General features: G+C 65.7%; 10 protein-coding genes. 8 read left to right on the plus strand and 2 right to left on the minus strand.

Features of this window, described 5'->3' with window-relative positions; all coding sequences use genetic code 11:
* Positions 1-9 precede the first annotated feature (9 nt).
* The 8 genes from O3299_RS15490 (at position 10) to O3299_RS15525 (ending at position 12,207) form a co-directional block, all read left to right on the plus strand.
* A complete protein-coding gene (locus O3299_RS15490; RefSeq protein ID WP_305053020.1) occupies positions 10-2,046 on the plus strand; it encodes a TonB-dependent receptor in 2,037 nt (678 codons plus the stop codon).
* 105 nt (positions 2,047-2,151) lie between these two features.
* Positions 2,152-2,886 carry a 2OG-Fe dioxygenase family protein gene (locus tag O3299_RS15495; protein ID WP_099666723.1) on the plus strand — a complete coding sequence of 245 codons (735 nt, stop codon included), beginning with the start codon at positions 2,152-2,154 and terminating at the stop codon, positions 2,884-2,886.
* A 142-nt stretch (positions 2,887-3,028) separates the two neighbouring features.
* The gene (locus O3299_RS15500; protein ID WP_099666722.1) at positions 3,029-4,390 is read left to right on the plus strand and encodes a hybrid sensor histidine kinase/response regulator; all 1,362 of its coding nucleotides are present in this window, start codon (positions 3,029-3,031) and stop codon (positions 4,388-4,390) included.
* A gap of 264 nt (positions 4,391-4,654) precedes the next feature.
* Positions 4,655-5,383: a CerR family C-terminal domain-containing protein gene (locus tag O3299_RS15505; protein WP_305053021.1), complete on the plus strand. Its 729-nt coding sequence runs from the start codon at positions 4,655-4,657 to the stop codon at positions 5,381-5,383.
* On the plus strand, positions 5,380-6,795 hold the full coding sequence (locus O3299_RS15510) for an efflux transporter outer membrane subunit (protein ID WP_305053022.1): 1,416 nt from the start codon (positions 5,380-5,382) through the stop codon (positions 6,793-6,795). Before O3299_RS15505 ends, O3299_RS15510 begins: the two co-directional genes overlap by 4 nt.
* A 13-nt stretch (positions 6,796-6,808) precedes the next feature.
* The gene (locus O3299_RS15515) at positions 6,809-7,984 is read left to right on the plus strand and encodes an efflux RND transporter periplasmic adaptor subunit (protein WP_305053023.1); all 1,176 of its coding nucleotides are present in this window, start codon (positions 6,809-6,811) and stop codon (positions 7,982-7,984) included.
* A 9-nt stretch (positions 7,985-7,993) separates the two neighbouring features.
* Entirely contained in the window at positions 7,994-11,110 is a 3,117-nt protein-coding gene (locus O3299_RS15520) for an efflux RND transporter permease subunit (protein ID WP_305053024.1), read from the plus strand.
* A gap of 131 nt (positions 11,111-11,241) precedes the next feature.
* A complete protein-coding gene (locus O3299_RS15525) occupies positions 11,242-12,207 on the plus strand; it encodes a hypothetical protein (RefSeq protein ID WP_305053025.1) in 966 nt (321 codons plus the stop codon).
* 19 nt (positions 12,208-12,226) lie between these two features.
* On the opposite strand, the gene O3299_RS15530 is transcribed toward O3299_RS15525, so the two are convergent.
* Both O3299_RS15530 and O3299_RS15535 read right to left on the minus strand, forming a co-directional pair.
* Positions 12,227-12,967, minus strand: coding sequence for a tetratricopeptide repeat protein (locus O3299_RS15530; protein ID WP_251350585.1), 741 nt, complete (start codon positions 12,965-12,967; stop codon positions 12,227-12,229).
* 166 nt (positions 12,968-13,133) lie between these two features.
* Complete coding sequence (locus O3299_RS15535; protein WP_305062637.1) at positions 13,134-17,579, minus strand: OmpA family protein; 4,446 nt, start codon at positions 17,577-17,579, stop codon at positions 13,134-13,136.
* Between the last annotated feature and the right edge of the window lies 1 nt (position 17,580).

Consider the following 17,580-nt stretch of genomic DNA (forward strand, 5'->3'; position numbering starts at 1 on the left):
CATACACCCATGACGCCACGCTCTCTGCCCCTCCTCCTCGCCGCCCTGTTTTTACCTGCCGCCGTCCACGCCGACGACATCTTCCAGCGCGTGCTGGTCGACGGTTCGCGCCTGAACCAGCTGGGCGTGGCCGATTCGGCCAACGCGGGCAGCGTCACGCAAAAGCAGCTCGATGCGCGCACCAGCTACCGGCCCGGCGAACTGCTCGAAGCCGTGCCGGGGCTGATCGTCAGCCAGCATAGCGGCGAGGGCAAGGCCAACCAGTTCTACCTGCGCGGCTTCAACCTCGATCACGGCACGGACTTGCGCACCACCGTCGACGAGATGCCCGTCAACCAGCGCAGCCATGGCCACGGACAGGGCTGGACGGACCTGAACTTCCTGATACCCGAACTGGCCATGCGCCTCGATTACAAAAAGGGGCCGTATTCGGCGGCGCAAGGCGACTTCTCCTCGGCGGGGGCGGCGTCCGTCGTGTATGCGAACCGCCTGACGCAGGGCGTCGCCAGCCTGGGACTCGGGCAAAACGGCTTTCGCCGCGCCCTGCTGGCCGATTCGCCCGATGCGGGCGACGGCAGCCTGCTGTACGCACTCGAAGCACAGCGTAACGATGGCCCGTTCACGCAGCCGGACCGCTACCGCAAGCTCAATGGCGTGCTGCGCTACAGCGAAGGCTATGCCAACAACGGCTTCAACGTCACGGCCATGGCGTATGACGCCAGCTGGAACGCCACCGACCAGATTCCGCTGCGCGCCGTAAAGGAAGGCACCCAGGGCCGCTTCGACGCCATCGATGCCAGCGACGGCGGCAAGGCGCAGCGCTACAGCCTGTCGGGCGCCTGGCGCCAGACGACGGACGACGTGTCGTCCAGGGTCAGCGCGTATGTGATCGCCAACCGCCTGGCCCTGTTCTCGAATTTTACGTATGCGATGGACGATCCCGACAACGGCGACCAGTTCGCCCAGCCCGACCGGCGCGTGACGTCCGGCCTCGACGCCAGCCATACCTGGCACCGCCACACGGACAGGGGCAGCAGCGACACCACCATCGGCGTGCAGCTGCAGAACGACAATATCCACAATGGCTTGTACAACACGCGGCAGCGGCAGATCCTGTCAACCACGCGGCAAGACCACATCGTCGAGTCGAGCATCGGCGTGTATGGCGAAAACAGCACGCGCTGGTCGCGCTGGCTGCGCACCGTGGCCGGCCTGCGCGCGGACGCCTACCGCTTCGACGTACGCAGCGACCGCGCCGCCAATTCAGGCACGGCCAGCGACCATTTGTTCAGTCCCAGCCTGAGCGTGATCGCGGGACCGTGGCGCGATACGGAAGCGTATCTCAACATCGGCAATGGCTTTCACAGCAACGACGCGCGCGGCACGACGATCACCGTCGACCCGAAGACGGGCGAGGCGGCCGACAAGGTCACGCCCCTGGTGCGCTCGCGCGGGCTGGAACTGGGCTTGCGCAGCGCCGCCATCGCCGGCCTGCAAACCTCGCTGTCGCTGTACCGCCTGGACTTCGATTCCGAGCTGCTGTTCATCGGCGACGCGGGCGCCACCGAGGCGGGCCGCCCCAGCCGCCGCTACGGCATCGAGTTTTCCAGCTACTACAAGGCGGCCAGCTGGCTGTCGCTGGACCTGGACCTGGCATATGCACGGGCGCGCTCGCGCGGCAGCGACCCGGCGGGCGACTTCATCCCCGGCGCCATCGAAGGCGTGGCCCAGTTGGCCATGACGGTGACGCCGCCGGGGCCGTGGTCGGGTTCCTTGCGCCTGCGCTACTTCGGCCCGCGCCCGCTGATTGAAGACAACAGCGTGCGCTCCGCGGCCAGCGTGGGCTTGAACGGGCGCATCGCCTATCAGATCGACAAGACCTTGCGCGTGGAAGTCGAAGGCTACAACCTGGCCAACCGGCGCGACTCGGCCATCGACTATTACTATGCCTCGCGCCTGCCCGGCGAAGCGCAACCCGTCGACGATATCCACTTCCATCCGGTGGAATCGCGCTCGCTGCGCCTGACCCTGGTAAAGAATTTTTAACTCAACAAGAATAATTCCTATCGGACCTAACACAAGAGTTGCCGCGAAGTCGTAGAATGCCAGGCTGGATAAACTGAGACAGGCCGCATTGCGGCCGGCACCGCCATGAGCACTTCCGCACCGATCTTTACCGACCCTTCCCACGTCAAGGAAGCCTTGCGCGATGACGGCTATGCCGTCCTGCGCCCGCAGGACGTGGCCGCGCTGGCCGGCTGCCCGCTGGCCGCGCTGCGCGCGCTGGAAGGGAGCTGGAATACCCTCCCGCTGGACAATTACCTGAAGGATGGCGGCCGCTATCGCCGCCGGCGCCACTCGTGCTTCGTGCAGGATGGCGAGCGCCTGACGCAGACGGCGCACCGTCCGCACTGGCAACCGGTGGAATACAACGCCCTGCACGGCGGCATGCACCGCCTGTTCGAACCGGTCGAAGCGGCTATCGTTGCGCAAGCGGCCTGGCAGCAGCTGATCCGCGCGCTGGGCAACGCCTGCTCACAGGTCAAGGGCAGCCAGCCGTGGTTCATCGAGGCGCACCAGTTCCGCATCGATACGACCGATGGCATCGGCCGCCCCACGCCGGAAGGTGCGCACCGCGACGGCGTCGATTTCGTCGCCGTGCTGCTGATCGGGCGCGAACAGGTCAAGGGCGGCGAGACGCGCATCTTCGAGGCCAATGGCCCCAACGGCAAGCGCTTTACCCTGACCGAGCCGTGGTCGCTGCTGCTGCTCGACGATGCGTCTGTCATCCACGAATCGACGCCGATCCAGCCGGTCGGCGAACATGGCCACCGCGATACGCTCGTGCTGACCTATCGCGCAGGGCAGTTCCAGGGCGAAAACTGACAAGCGGCCACAGCATTCCCTGTGGCCAAAATAGTTACTTGGAAGTTACTTTTGCAGACCTAAATCCGATATAGTCATACGATGTCGATATTGCGCGCTCACCGCGCCCAGCATCACCACACTGAAATTCTAGGAGAGGTCTGTGGACTCCAACAACCAAATCAAGCCTGACGAAATCGAGATCCTGATCGTCGAGGATAGCCCGACCCAGGCGGAGCGCTTGCGCCGCCTGATCCAATCCCTGCACTATAACGCGCGCGTGGCGGCCAATGGCCAGCTGGCCCTGGCCGCCATCCGCGAGCGCAAGCCGCACCTGGTGCTGTCCGACATCGTCATGCCTGAAATGAATGGCTACGACCTGTGCCGCGCCATCAAGTCCGATCCGACCTTGCGCGACATTCCCGTGATCCTCGTCACCTCGCTCAACGATCCGAAGGACATCATCCGCGGCATCGAGTGCGGCGCGGACAATTTCATCCGCAAGCCCTACGCGGAAGACTACCTGCTCAACCGCATCAGCCACATGCTGATGAACCAGAAGCTGCGCAAGAACCAGAATGTGGAAATCGGCATCGCCCTGTACCTGGGCGACCAGAAGCATTTCATCAATGCGGAGCGCCAGCAAATCCTCGACCTGCTCATTTCCACGTATGAACAGGCGGTGCAGGTCAACGGCGAACTGCAGGCGCGCGAACGCCAGGTGATCGAGCTGAACATGCGCCTGGCGCACCATGCGGCCGAACTGGAAACCATCAACCGCGAAATCGCCCTGAAAAACCTGGAGCTGGCCGAGGCGAGCCGCATGAAGTCCGCCTTCATCGCGAACATGTCGCACGAATTGCGCACGCCGCTCAACGCCATCATCGGGTTTACGGGCGCGCTGCTGATGAAACTGCCCGGCCCCCTGACATCCGACCAGGACAAGCAGCTGAACACCATCCGCGCCAGCGCGCGTCATCTGCTCTCGCTGATCAACGACATCCTCGACGTGGCCAAGATCGAAGCGGGCAAGCTGACCCTGTCGATCGAACCCGTGCACTGCCAGGAACTGATGGCCGACGTGGCCGACACCCTGCGCCCCCTGGCCCAGCAAAAGGGCCTGGCGCTGGAAATGGCGCTGGGAGAAGAAGGCCAGCCGCCCGCCATCATCGACACGGACCGCCGCGCATTGACACAAATCCTCATCAACTTGCTCAACAACGCCATCAAGTTCACGGAACAGGGCACGGTGCGCATCAGCCTTGCCCAGCGCGACGAGGACGGCGTGCTGGTGACGGAAATGAGCATCGCCGACAGCGGCGCCGGCATCAAGGAAGAAGACCAGGCCAAGCTGTTCCAGGCCTTCTCGCAGCTCGATTCCACCTCCACGCGCCACGTGGAAGGCGCGGGACTGGGCCTGTACCTGTGCCAGAACCTGGCCAACGCCATCGGCGGCGCCCTGTTTTTCAACAGCGACTACGGCTCCGGCAGCACGTTTACACTGGCCCTGCGCAGCAAGGCCTGAGTTCCTGTGCGCCGCAGCATGAAATTTTGATTTCTTGCTATCCAGGACAGACCGATACAGTAGTTCTACGGTATTGCACCGCACCATTTTCAGCGCTATAGTAGAACTGTCTCCTCCAATTCGTTCTCCGAACATTGGATTACGCCCGCGAATACAACCGCGGGCTTTTTTTTGCCTGCGTTTTCCCTCATCTTCACCTTTCCTTAACTAAATCAAACGATTTAGTTATATCAATCGTTTGAGATATGTGATTAAATCTCCGGCATGATTGAAAAAAACGCCATCCCCACTTCCCACACCGACGAAGGGCGCAAGCCCCGTTCCGACGGCGAACAGTCGCGCGAGCGCCTGCTGCATAGCGCCATCCGCCTGTTTGCCGAGCAGGGCTACGCCAAGACGTCCACGCGCGAACTGGCGCAGGCGGCCGGCACGAACGCCGCAGCCATCAGCTACTATTTTGGCGACAAGGCGGGCCTGTACCGCGCCGCCTTCGCCCAGCAGTCGGCCAACCCGCAAGACAATATCGCCCTGTACGAACAACCGCATTTCACCTTGCGCCAAAGCCTGGAAGGCTTTTATGCGCAGCTGCTCGCCCCCATGCAGCAAGGCGAGATCGCGCGCGACTGCATGCGCCTGTGGTGCCGCGAGATGCTCGAACCGACGGGCCTGTGGGCGCGCGAAATCGACCAGAATATCCGCCCCGAACACGAGGCGCTCACGCGCGTGCTGGCGCGCCACCTGGGCGCACCCGACGACAGCGACGACATGCACCGCCTGGCCTTTTCCATCGCTTCGCTGGCCCTGCAGCACATGGTGGGCGCCGAGGTGCTGCAAACCTTGCGCCCGCAACTACTGGAATCGCCGCAGGCCATCGACACCTGGCTGGCACGCATGACCGATTACGCGCTGGCCATGGCCGACGTGGAGCGCCAGCGCCTGACCATTCCTCCCTCTCCCCCTACCGCTCAACGACAAGCAGAAGGACCAGCATGACGACTATTCGATGCACCGTTCAACGTGTCCTGGCCGCCAGCATCGTACTGGCGCTGGGCGGTTGCGCCCTGCAGGGGCCGCCCGCAGCGGTGGCCGCCAGCGCACCCGTGCAGTGGCAGGCGCCACTGCCGCATAACGGCAAGCTGACGGACCTGGCCAGCTGGTGGCAGGGCCAGGGTGACAGCCTGCTGGTGGAATTGATCACCGACGCGCAGCAGGTCAGCCCCACCATCGCCGCCGCCCGCACGCGCATCGTGCAGGCGCGCGCGGACAGAGTCGCCAGCGGCGCCGCGCTGGCGCCCACGCTCGATGCGACGGGCAGCGTGGTGCGCACCAGCCAGCAATCGGCGCAGCCCGGCGGCACCACCTCGCAGGCCGCGCTGCAGGCGTCGTGGGAAATCGACGTCTTCGGCGCCAACCGCGCCACGCGCGATGCGGCGCAGGAGCGCTACGACAGCGCGCGCGCGGGCTGGCATGAGGCCCGCGTCTCGGTGGCCGCCGAAGTGGCAAACCAGTACTACGCCCTGCGCACCTGCCAGCAATTGCAGGCAGTGTCCGAACAGGATGCCGTCTCGCGCCGCGACTCGGCACGCCTGACGGAGCTGAGCGCCGGCGCCGGCTTCCAGCCGCCCGCCAACGCCGCCCTGGCCCGCGCCAGCGCCGCCGAAGGCGCCAGCCGCGCCATCGAACAGCGCGCCGCCTGTGACGTGAATGTCAAGGCGCTGGTGGCCCTGTCGGCCATACCGGAAGCGTCGCTGCGCGAGAAGCTGGCGGCCAGCCCGGCCATCCTGCCCTCGCCCGTGGCGATTGCGGAGCTGCCGGCGCAAACCCTGGGCCAACGTCCCGACATCTACAGCGCCGAACGCGAAGTGGCGGCCGCCAGCTTTGAAGTGCGCGGCGCGCAAGCGCAGCGCTACCCGCGCCTGAGCCTTTCCGGCTCCATCGGCAAGGGCAATATCCGCGCCGGCGGCACCAGCATCACGGCCAGCACCTGGAGCATCGGCCCGCTGGCCGTCAGCCTGCCCATTTTCGACAGCGGCACCCGCCGCGCCCAGGTCGATGCGGCCACGGCGCGCTACGACGAAGCCGTGGTGAAGTACCGTGCCGGCGTGCGCCAGGCCGTGCGCGAAGTGGAAGAAGCACTGGTCAACCTGGCCAGCACGGACGCGCGCAGCGGCCACGCGAAAACGGCGCTGGAAGGCTACCGCGTGTCGTTTGTCGCCACCGAGGACCGCTACAAGAATGGCCTGGCCAGCCTGATCGAACTGGAAGACGCGCGCCGCACGCGCCTGGCCGCCGAAAACACCGTGGTCAACCTGGAGCGCGAACGCAGCGCCGCCTGGGTAGCGCTGTACCGCGCCGCCGGCGGCGGCTGGAACAGCAGCAGCGCCATCGCCAACAACGCCCCCTGACGGATACGACAACATGAAAAAAATGACCTTGAAACCGATGACGCTCGCGCTGGCCGCCCTCTTTATGGTGCTGGGCGCCGGTGTTGCCCTGTACTCCCCTTCCTCCACGGCGGCCGACGACGCCAAGGATAAGAACACGGCGCAAAAACCGGCGCTCACCGTCACCACGGCCAAGCCGCAAACGGCCAGCCTGCCCATCAAGCTGAAGGCCAACGGCAACGTGGCCGCCTGGCAGGAAGCCGTCATCGGCAGCGAATCGAACGGCTTGCGCCTGACGGATGTGCGCGTGAATGTCGGCGATGTGGTGCGCGCCGGCCAGGTGCTGGCCGTGTTCTCGAACGACACGGTCAATGCCGACGTGGCGCAGGCGAAGGCCGCCGTGCTGGAAGCGGAAGCGAATGCTGCGGAAGCCGCCGCCAACGCGCAGCGCGCCCGTTCGCTGCAAAGCACGGGCGCCATCAGCGCACAGCAAATCAGCCAGTACCTGACGGCCGAACAGACGGCCAACGCGCGCATCGCGTCCGCCAAGGCGCAGTTGGCGGCGCAGCAGCTGCGCCTGAAATACACGCAGGTGGTGGCGCCCGACAGCGGCATCATTTCCTCGCGCTCGGCCACCGTCGGCTCGGTCGTAGGCGCCGGCACGGAACTGTTCCGCATGATCCGCCAGGGCCGCCTCGAATGGCGCGCCGAAGTGACGGCCACCGAGCTGCTGAACCTGAAAGCGGGCACCCTGGCGCAAGTCAAGGCTGCCAATGGCAGCGTCCTGACGGGCAAGGTGCGCATGATCGCCCCTACCGTCGACCCGCAGACGCGTTCCGCCCTCGTGTACGTGGACCTGCCGGCCAGCGCCGGCAACAATGCACCGTTCAAGGCCGGCATGTACGCCAGCGGCGAATTCGAACTGGGTAACTCGGGCGCGCTGACGGTGCCGCAACAGGCGATCGCCGTGCGCGATGGCTTCAGTTATGTCTTCCGCCTGAATGCCGACCAGCGGGTCAGCCAGATCAAGGTGCAGGCCGGACGGCGCCTGAGCGACCGCATCGAGATTTTAGGCGGCATCACGGCCGACACCACCATCGTCGTCAGCGGCGCAGGCTTCCTCAATGACGGCGACCTGGTGCGGAATGTTCAAAACCCGGTGGCAACCCCGGTCGCAGCAGCTGCCAAGCCGGCCGCAGCGAAAAAGTAAGGAAAAACCATGAATTTTTCCTCCCTCTCGATCAAGAATCCGATCCCGGCCATCATGCTGTTCGTGCTGCTGACCCTGGCCGGGCTGCTGGCCTACAAGGCCAATCCGGTGCAGGATTTCCCCGATATCGAACTGCCCATCGTCACCGTCAGCGCGGTGCTGCCCGGCGCCGCTCCAGCCCAGCTGGAAACCGAAGTGGCGCGCAAGATCGAAGACTCCGTCGCCACCCTGCAAGGCGTGAAAAACATCTACACCAAGGTGCTCGACGGCGTCGTCACGGTGACCGTCGAATTCATCCTGGAAAAGCAGATCGCCGAAGCCGTCAACGATGTGCGCGACGCCGTCGCCCGCGTCAAGGCGGACATGCCGGCCGAGCTGCGCGACCCCACCGTCACCAAGGCGTCCACGGCCGGGCGCGTGGTGCTGACCTTTATCGCCACGGCAAAACCGGGCGTCGACAATCCGCTCGACGCACCCGACCTGTCGTGGTTCGTCGACAATACGGTGGCAAAGCGCCTCCTGACCGTGCCCGGCGTGGGTGCCGTCACCCGCGTGGGCGGCGTCTACCGCGAGATCCAGGTGGAACTCGACGAGGCGCGCATGGCCGCCCTGAAAGTGTCGGCCCTCGACGTCTCGCGCCAGCTGCGCCTGGTCCAGCGCGAAGCGCCCGGCGGGCGGGGCGACATCAGCGGCGCCGAGCAATCGGTGCGCACCATCGCCACCGTGAAAACGGCCGATGAACTGTCGCGCGTGGAAGTGCCGCTGCCGGACGGGCGCCACGTGCGCCTGGACCAGGTGGCCACCGTGCGCGACACGGTCGCCGAACCGCGCGCACTGGCCGAGCAGGATGGCAAAACGGTCGTCGCCTTTGAAGTGTTCCGCACCAAGGGTGCCAGCGAAGTGGCCGTCGCCAAGGGCGCGCGCGACGCCATCGCCGACCTGCAGAAGGAAAACCCGAATGTAGTGCTGCAGCAGTCGATCGACAATGCCTTCCCCGTCGAGGAAAACTTCGAGGGCTCGATGGAGCTGCTGTACGAAGGCGCGCTGCTGGCCGTGCTGGTGGTGTGGTGGTTCCTGCGCGACTGGCGCGCCACCCTGGTGGCCGCCGCCGCCCTGCCCCTGTCCGTGATGCCAGCCTTCCTCGGCATCTACTGGTTCGGCTACACGCTCAACACCGTCACCCTGCTGTCGCTGGCGCTGGTCGTCGGCGTGCTGGTCGACGACGCCATCGTCGAAATCGAAAACATCGAGCGCCATCTGCGCATGGGCAAGTCGCCCATGGAAGCGGCCATGGAAGCGGCCGACGAAATCGGCATGGCGGTGATCGCCACCACCTTCGCGCTGGTGGCCGTATTCCTGCCGACGGCCTTCATGAGCGGCATTCCCGGCCTGTTCTTCAAGCAGTTCGGCTGGACGGCCGTGCTGGCCGTACTGGCCTCGCTGGTGGTGGCGCGCCTGCTTACGCCGATGATGGCCGCCTACATATTGAAACCGCTGCCGCACAAGGAAGAACAGGATGGCTGGCTGATGACGCGCTACCTGCGCGTCATGCGCTGGTGCCTGAACCACCGCGGCACCACGGCCATCGCCGCAGCCCTGTTCTTTGTCGGCGCCATCGCCCTCGTGCCCCTGCTGCCGACGGGCTTCGTGCCGGCCGCCGACCGCGCGCAGACGCAGATCAACCTGGAACTGCCTCCCGGCTCCACCCTGGGCGAAACGCAGGCCGTGGCGGCCCTGGCGCGCGATGCGGCCATGCGCACGCCAGGCATCCAGGGCGTCTTCAGTTCGATTGGCGGCGGTTCCAGCGGCGACGCCTTCGCTCCCGGCGCGGCTGCCGAGGCACGCCGGGCCGTGCTGACCCTGACCACCGTGCACCGCACGGAGCGCAAGGAATCGATGGCGGGCCTGGAAACGCAGCTGCGCCACAAGCTCGATGCGATACCCGGTGCGCGCTTCACAGTAGGGCCGCCCGACACGGGCGTCAAGATGCAGCTGGTGCTGCGCTCGGAAGACCCCGTGGCGCTGATGGCGGCGGCGCAAAAGGTCGAGCGCGAGCTGCGCGGACTGAAAGGCATCGGCAACGTCAATTCCAGCGCTTCGCTGGTGCGCCCGGAAATCATCGTACGCCCTGATTTTGCCAAGGCGGCCGACCTGGGCGTGACGGCGGCAGCCATCGGCGAGACGGTGCGCGTGGCCACGGCCGGCGACTACGATACGGACCTGACGAAAATGAACCTGCCCGAGCGGCAGGTGCCGATCCGCGTCAAGCTGCCCAACAGCGTGCGCGCCGACCTGGCCGCCATCGAACGCCTGACGGTGCCCGGCAAAAATGGTCCCGTGCGCCTGGCGAACGTGGCCACCGTGACGATGGAAAGCGGCCCGGCGCAGATCGACCGCTTGAACCGCAGCCGCAACGTCACCCTCGACGTGGAACTCGGTTCGCGCACCCTGGGCGAACTGAACGAAGAAGCGCGCGCGCTGCCGTCGATGAAGAATCTGCCGCCGTCCGTGAAGATCGCCGAACTGGGCGACGCACAGGAAATGGCATCGCTGTTCGCCAGCTTCGGCCTGGCCATGCTGATCGGCGTGTTGTGCATCTACTGCGTGCTGGTGCTGCTGTTCAAGGACTTCATGCAGCCGGTGACCATCCTGGCGGCGCTGCCGCTGTCGATCGGCGGCGCCTTCGTGGCCCTGCTGATCACGGGCAGCGCCCTGTCGATGCCATCGATGATCGGCCTGATCATGCTGATGGGGATCGTCACCAAGAACTCGATCCTGCTGGTCGACTATGCGATCCTGGCGCGCCAGGCCGGCATGAACCGCTTCGATGCGCTGGTCGACGCCTGCCACAAGCGCAGCCGCCCCATCCTGATGACGACGATCGCCATGGGTGCCGGCATGATGCCGCTGGCGCTGGGCTGGGGCGCCGACCCCAGCTTCCGTTCGCCCATGGCCATTACCGTCATCGGCGGCCTGATCACGTCGACTTTATTGAGCCTGCTGGTGGTGCCGGCCGTGTTCACCTACATCGACGACCTGGAGCACCTGCTCAAGCGCGGCATGGCCAGACTGCGCCGCCAGAAGGCGCCGCTGCGGCGCGATGACAAGGTGGCGCTGGAAAAATAAGCGCCGCCACCGTTTGCAAAATCGCCCCTTGCGGGCAAGGAAGCGAAGGACCGGCCACCAGGCCGCGCTCCCTCGCTTCCATCTATCTGGCATACTGCGCCCATTCTCCATGAACGCAATCTGCCCTGCCTATGAATTACCGCACCCCGCTCGTCCTGCTACTGGTATCCGCACTGCTCGGCGCCTGCTCGGACAAGACCGCCCCCGCCAGCGCCGACGTGGCAGCTGACGTGGCAAGCGATGTCCCCGCAGCCGACACGGCATCGGCCGAACACGTGCCGCCACCGGCCGCCACCGCGCCCAGGACGGAAGCGATGAACACGCCGCAGGCGCGCGAGCTCGAAGTGGGCATGATGCGCGCCGTCTTCGGCAAGGACTACCGCAACGACAGCGACGATGCGCTGGCCGACCTGTCCGATCCGGACAACCACGTCGACAAACTCAGTTACGTGGTCAGCGCCATCAGCCACAAGCTGCTGCCCGATGGCCGTGCCATCCTGGTGGCGAATGCGGAAACGGCGAACACGGAAGGCACTGCCGAATCGGCGCATGCCTCGCCGGGACTGCTGAACGTGTTTTTCCTGGCGCCGAAGGGCCAGCCGGAAGACGGCCAATGGCAAGTCGTGAAACGCCTGGAAAACATCGCCACCCTCGGCTCCTCAGGGCAGCTGGGCGAAGTGCACTGGGTCATGCTGGGTGCGAACAAGCCGGGACTGGCGATACGCCATGGCTACACGGGCCAGGGTTACACCATCACGCAGCTGGCCCTGTTTGAAATCGGCGATGGCAAGGTGACGGCGATCGATGGCGGCATCGACCTGTATTCGGACAATATGGGCGCCTGCGGGCCTGACACGGACGAGTGCTGGATGGTCGACGGCAAGTGGCGCTTCGCTCCCGCGCGCAATGGCGGCGCCTACGACGATCTGCTGATCGATTTCAAGGGCGCCTCAGAGAAGATCAAGCCGGGCGTCACGGTCAAGCCGGACGAAGACCCGCCGCGCATCGCCACGCCCTTGAACAGCCACGCGCGCTATGGTTTCGATGGCAAGGGGTACAAGCTGGTCGAGGGCAAGAACACGGTGCCTGGCGTCTGAGTCAGGCACTGGCAACAAATCAGCGGCGCGCCGCCTCCAAGCGCGCCAGCAATGGCGCATACATGGCACGCGTATGGCTGCTCCAGCGAGCCATGGCGTTGTCGATATCGAGCAGCAGGCGTTCCGACAGCACCTTGTCGCCCTGCTGCAACGCCCAGATCGCGCATTCGGCGCGGCACTCGAAGCTGTTGTAGCGCGCCAGCGCATCGTCGAATTCCGCCTTCGCCTCCGGCTGGCGCCCGCTTTGCGCCAGCGCGCGCGCCGTCAGCAGGGACACCATCTCGGGACGGAAATGGATATCCGTGCGACGGATGAACTCCAGGTGCGTCAAGGCCTCGGCGCCGCGCCCGCATTCCAGGTAGGCGCGTGCCGCGCCCAACCGAATTTCCAGGTCCGAGGAAAACGCACCCTGCAGGCAGGCTTCATACGTCGATGCAGCTTCCTGCGCATCGCCCGCTTCCAGCTGCGCGCTGGCCAGGCGCATCTGGTTCTGCGCCGTCGGCGTGTACTCGAAAGCGGCTTTTGCCTCACGCAGTTCGCGGTTCGGATCGAGCACTTGCACGGCCACTGAAGCCACCTTGCGCGCGCCTTGCGGCAGGCGCGAATTGGGCAGGTAGATGGCGAAGAAATACACCACGCTGCCCAGCAGCGGAAACATGAATAAAATGAGCAGCCAGTACAGCTGCTGCCCGTTGCGCACCACGTGAATCGCAAAAAATACCGCGATCAGGATGTGGATGCCTATGCCAAAAATCGTCATGTTACAACCTCGTTCGTGACGGGAGCCGCTGGCACCATGCCGCCGCTTTCCCTGGCTCAATATTACACCGGCCACCACGGCAAGCCTGCCGGGGAGACACGCGAACGGCGAAAAAAAAGCAGGACAGCCGCGAGACCGTCCTGCTTTCCTGGCGCGCCTATGGGCGTCAGAACGTGCTGATGGCGTTCAGGAACCAGCCCCGACTGCGGTACGACAGATCCGTCAAATCGTCCGAGAAGGTCGTGAAGTTGTAGCCGATGCCGATCTTGGCGTGCTTCGCCACATGCCGGTAGACGCCGACCAGGGCGCCGGCACGCGCATCGCCCGCCTCGCGCGCCTTCAGCCTGCGTCCCTCGATCAAGGCATCCCACTCCTTGACGATATGGAAGTCGGCGCGCAGCACCAGCAATTCCGCGCGGCTGGAAAACCACTCGCCTTGCGTCTTCGACGCGCGCAACTGGCCCGTGCGCACGCCGAATTTCCCGCCCAACGACAGCCATGGCCGCACGTCATACGTCGTATCGACATTCAGGATATGGCTTTTCTGCGTATAGTCGAGCACCCCACCCGTGACGCCGTCAACCTGGCCTGGCGATGGCAGGTTATAAAAGTACGTGTACTTGAACAGGGTATTCCAGCGGTCGTTGTCGACCGGGCGATAGGCCGCCCCCGTCACCACTTCCGTGTAGTCGCCATCGTAGAAGGCCCCCCGCGTGGAGCTGCTGCGCGACAGGTTGAATTTCCCCAGCAATCGCCAATCGCGGTCCAGCTGGTAGCTCAGCGCATTACGCGTCAGCCACACCTTGCGGTGTTCGCTGTTCGCGTCCGTGACGCAGCCGCCGTCAGCCGGCATGGTGGCGCAACTGCCATCCACGGTCCCCAGCGACTTCGTGCGGTCCGTGCGGAACTCCAGCGCACTGGAAAACTTCAGCCGCTCGTAGGCATATGCCGCCGTCAGGCCGATGGCGTCGCGCTTCAAGTCGCCCGACAGGGGATTCGACAGCGTGCCCGTCTCGAACTTGATGCCCGTGGTCCAGCGCTCGGTAGGCGCCAGGTCCACGCCGAACGCGTGCGTCAGGCTTTGCGGCCCCGCGCCATTGCCCCAGCGGCTTTCCGCAAACAGGCCCGCCTTGTCGTTCAGGCGGTAGCGGCTGCCCGCCGTCAGCGTGGACTGGCGGCCACTGTAGTTCACATCCGGCGTTTCCGTCTCCATGCGGTAGTTCAGGTAAACGCTGCTGCGCTCATCCATCTGCATGTTGCCGAACAGCTGGCCGCCCACGCCTCCGCTACCGCCCGACGCTTCCGCCCCCAGGCGCAGGCGTTCGCTCACCTGGTAGGTGCCACCCAGTCCCGCGCGGTCATTCAGGGCGCGGTTGCCGCTGCGCGACAAGGTATGCTGCACGAAGCCGTACATATCCCACGGCGCGTACAGCAATCCTGCCACGCGCGCCGAGGCCACGCCGGAAGCGAGCGTGGTGTCGGGGCCGTACTGCGGACCGCCAGCCATGCCTGCCTCGCGTCCCTGCGTCACCAGCTGGCCCGTGATGCCGCCTTCCAGTCCCTGCTGCGGCACGGCGTTCGACGCCGGTGTCCTTTCCAGCGCGCCATCCCGGGCTTGCTGGCCCTGCTGCAATGGCCGATAGTCGACGCGCAGCACGGCGTCGCTGCGCCCGCCATCCTGACTCAGGATGGCGCTGGCATTGTCCCTGCCAGCCGCATTGTCGCGGCGGTCGTGCCGCAGACCTGCCGACACGCCCCACTCCGCATCGAGCTTGTGGCGCAGCGCCGCTTCCACTGCGCGCGCATCCTGGCTGGTGGCCGTGCGGTCATCCGCCTTCAGCGACACTTCCGTGCGCTCGCCCAGCGGCACGGTCGCCGCCAGGCCCGTTTGCCGCACGGCTTCGCCGTTCAGGGTCTGCATGCCCGGTCCCGCGTAACCGGCTTCGCGGTCCTGCCAGTAGGCGGCGATGCGGCCGCGCGCCGCGCCGCCCAGGTCGGCCAGGTCCAGCGCGCCGTCGAAGCGCTTCGCGTTGGCGGGGCGGCCGCCCGCCGTCGTCTGGTTGAAATCGAAGCCGCCGCTCGATGAACTGAGCACGCTGCTGGCGTCACCGCTGGAACGGGCCGCCTCGGCCTTGATCCAGGTACCCGGCTTGTAGCGCAAAGTCAGGTCCAGTTCCTTGAGGGTCTGGTCCGAACCCTGTTCTCCCTGGTGATAATTGCTGGCCCCGATGCGCACATGGTCGTTGAACCAGTGGCTGGCGCGCATGCCCACCGAGGTGCCGGAAATGGCGCTCAGACCCGGCACATACTCGTACGTCGCCACCAGGTACACGGGGTTGCCGCTCAGGCTCGCGCTTTGCACCAGCGCGCCGCCATCGGCCACAGAGGACAGCGGCGAGCGCAAGGTCAGGCGTCCCTGCAGGTAGTTGATTTCATAATCCTGCGAAGGCGTCAGCTGGATGCGCTCGATCACCAGGCCCGAATCCTTGTCGCGCACTTCCACCCACAGGCGTTCCGAACCCTGCGTCAGGTCCAGATGGCGCAGATAGTATTGCGAACCGCCCGTGCCGCGAAACTCCTCGCGCGACTGCAAGGTGCCCGGCGAAGCGGCAAAGGCGTTGACCGTGCTGGCCTTTTCGCCATGGCTGGTGCTGGCGGCACCATTCCACAGCAGGTTGGCGCCATACAGGCCGCGGCTGTACTGGGCCAGTTCCGAGCCGCTCCAGGTGGTCTGGAAATTCCCCCACATGACGGACGAATCGCCTTTTTCCAGGCGCACGTAAAAACGCCCCTGGGTAGGCGCATCGTCGACGGTGGTGCTGTCGTCGCCGTACACGGGATAGTATTTGTCCGGATCGATGCGGCGCAGCAGGTAGTTCGGATCCTTGCTCTGGAAATTGTGAAACAAATCGCGCAGCGGCTGTTCCCGCGTGTCGGCGCTGGCCGTCAGCAGGTAGTCGCCCTTGATCTTGCCCTTCAAGTAAAACGCGCCGCGGCCGTCGGCCCAGGTCTCGTTCCTGTAGTGCTGCGTGTCGCCCGTGACCAGTTCCGCCGGCCCTTTCGTGCGGTCGCGGCCAATGGTCAGGTCGGCCAGCGCCACATAGAACCAGTCGCTGTCGGCGATGTTCAGGTTGCGGCGGAAGGTCATGCCAGCTCCGCTGCCATCCTTCACGGCCACTTCCACCGTATGCGGCCCAGGGCGCATGATCTGGCGCATGGCGAACTTGCCGCTGGCGTCGACCGGCACGACCATGCCCAGCGCCGTCACCTGCTGGCCAGGCTTGATCTTCTCGCCGCTGATGGTGACGCTGCCGCCCGATGCATCGATATTGCGCAAGATCAGGCTCGACTCGCCCCAGCCGGCCAACGCTTCGCCGCCGGCCTTCTTGCCCGGCGCTTCGGGCGGCGCCGCATCGAGCAGGCGCAGTGGCTGCAAACGCGTCTCGTCGAACTTGCCGCCTGCGTCGTAGACGCGCAGCAGGTAACCGATCTGCTCCGGCGCATCGACCGGCGCCTGCCAGGCCGTCGCTTCGCCCATCGTCGCGGGCACGATGGCAAATGGCTGCTCCTGCGTGCTCTGTCCCTTGGCGAAGATGCGGATCTCGGCGCGCTGCTGGAAAAATGCGTAATTGGTGTACGTGCCAAAACGCACGGGCGCCCGGCGCTGCGCATAAGGCGCCGCCAGCCAGACATTCAAGGCCGGCGCGACGTTCAGGGGGTCGTACTTGACCTGGATGTCGGAACGCTCCAGCGCCACGTCGACGCAGCGCTGGCGGTCCGCCTCCTGCTGCGGCGTATCGGTGTCCTGCACCACGCCGTCTATGCTGATGGAGAAGGCCGCATCGCGGTTGGCCACCTGGCTGGCGACGGCGCAATCGTCGACCTGTACCACCGTCTCGATGCGCTTCGGCGATGCGGCGGCGACAGCCGGCAGTTCGACGGCTTCCTCGTACCAGGCACGGATTTCCGTGCGGCGGTTCTGCGCCATGCCTTGCGGCGTGGCGTTCGACGCGATCGCTTCGCTCTCTCCCTTGCCGCTGGCGAAAAAGGCCGATGCCGGCAAGTCCAGCGCGCGCATCAAATAGGCCGTGACGGCCAGCGCGCGCGCCTCCGACAGATGCTGGTTGGTCGGGAAAGTCGGCTTCAGCCAGGCGGCGATGCGCTGGTTGTCCGTATGCCCGATCACCTGCACGCGCACCTTCTGCTTGCCGCGCAAACGTGCGGCCAGCGCGTCAAGCCGGGCCGTGGCGGCCGGCAGCAGCACATCGCGGCCGGACTCGAAATTGGTGCCCGACAGCAGATCGTCAAAGGTCACGCTCTGCTGCGCCGGCGTGGCCGGCGGCACCGCTTCCAGGATCACGCGGCGCTCGGCGCGACTCAGGCCAGACGGCGCCAGGCCGCTGAAAGCGGGCGACTCCTGCTCACCGCTCGAGGGCTGCTGCGCCCCCATGCTGTGGCCCCGGTCCAGCATTTTCCCGCGCAGCGCGTGCTCGTTTGCCGTTTGCGCATGCGCGCCCAGACAGACAAAGCCTATGCTGCCGAGCAAATACACGAGCCGCTTGGGGACCGGCCTGGCCGCCGCTTTGAAGGTGCCTTGATTGCTAACGTTCATG

Origin of the sequence: Janthinobacterium sp. SUN176 (assembly GCF_030587335.1) — a bacterium.
GTDB classification, from domain to species: Bacteria; Pseudomonadota; Gammaproteobacteria; order Burkholderiales; family Burkholderiaceae_D; genus Janthinobacterium; species Janthinobacterium kumbetense.

What these genes read in the sequence shown, in the direction of transcription:
- O3299_RS15510 (WP_305053022.1), top strand. Translation starts at nt 5,380, where the DNA reads ATGACGACTATTCGATGCACCGTTCAACGTGTCCTGGCCGCCAGCATC.
- O3299_RS15495 (WP_099666723.1), top strand. Translation starts at nt 2,152, where the DNA reads ATGAGCACTTCCGCACCGATCTTTACCGACCCTTCCCACGTCAAGGAA.
- O3299_RS15505 (WP_305053021.1), top strand. Translation starts at nt 4,655, where the DNA reads ATGATTGAAAAAAACGCCATCCCCACTTCCCACACCGACGAAGGGCGC.
- O3299_RS15515 (WP_305053023.1), top strand. Translation starts at nt 6,809, where the DNA reads ATGAAAAAAATGACCTTGAAACCGATGACGCTCGCGCTGGCCGCCCTC.
- O3299_RS15490 (WP_305053020.1), top strand. Translation starts at nt 10, where the DNA reads ATGACGCCACGCTCTCTGCCCCTCCTCCTCGCCGCCCTGTTTTTACCT.
- O3299_RS15535 (WP_305062637.1), bottom strand. Translation starts at nt 17,579, where the DNA reads ATGAACGTTAGCAATCAAGGCACCTTCAAAGCGGCGGCCAGGCCGGTC.
- O3299_RS15530 (WP_251350585.1), bottom strand. Translation starts at nt 12,967, where the DNA reads ATGACGATTTTTGGCATAGGCATCCACATCCTGATCGCGGTATTTTTT.
- O3299_RS15525 (WP_305053025.1), top strand. Translation starts at nt 11,242, where the DNA reads ATGAATTACCGCACCCCGCTCGTCCTGCTACTGGTATCCGCACTGCTC.
- O3299_RS15520 (WP_305053024.1), top strand. Translation starts at nt 7,994, where the DNA reads ATGAATTTTTCCTCCCTCTCGATCAAGAATCCGATCCCGGCCATCATG.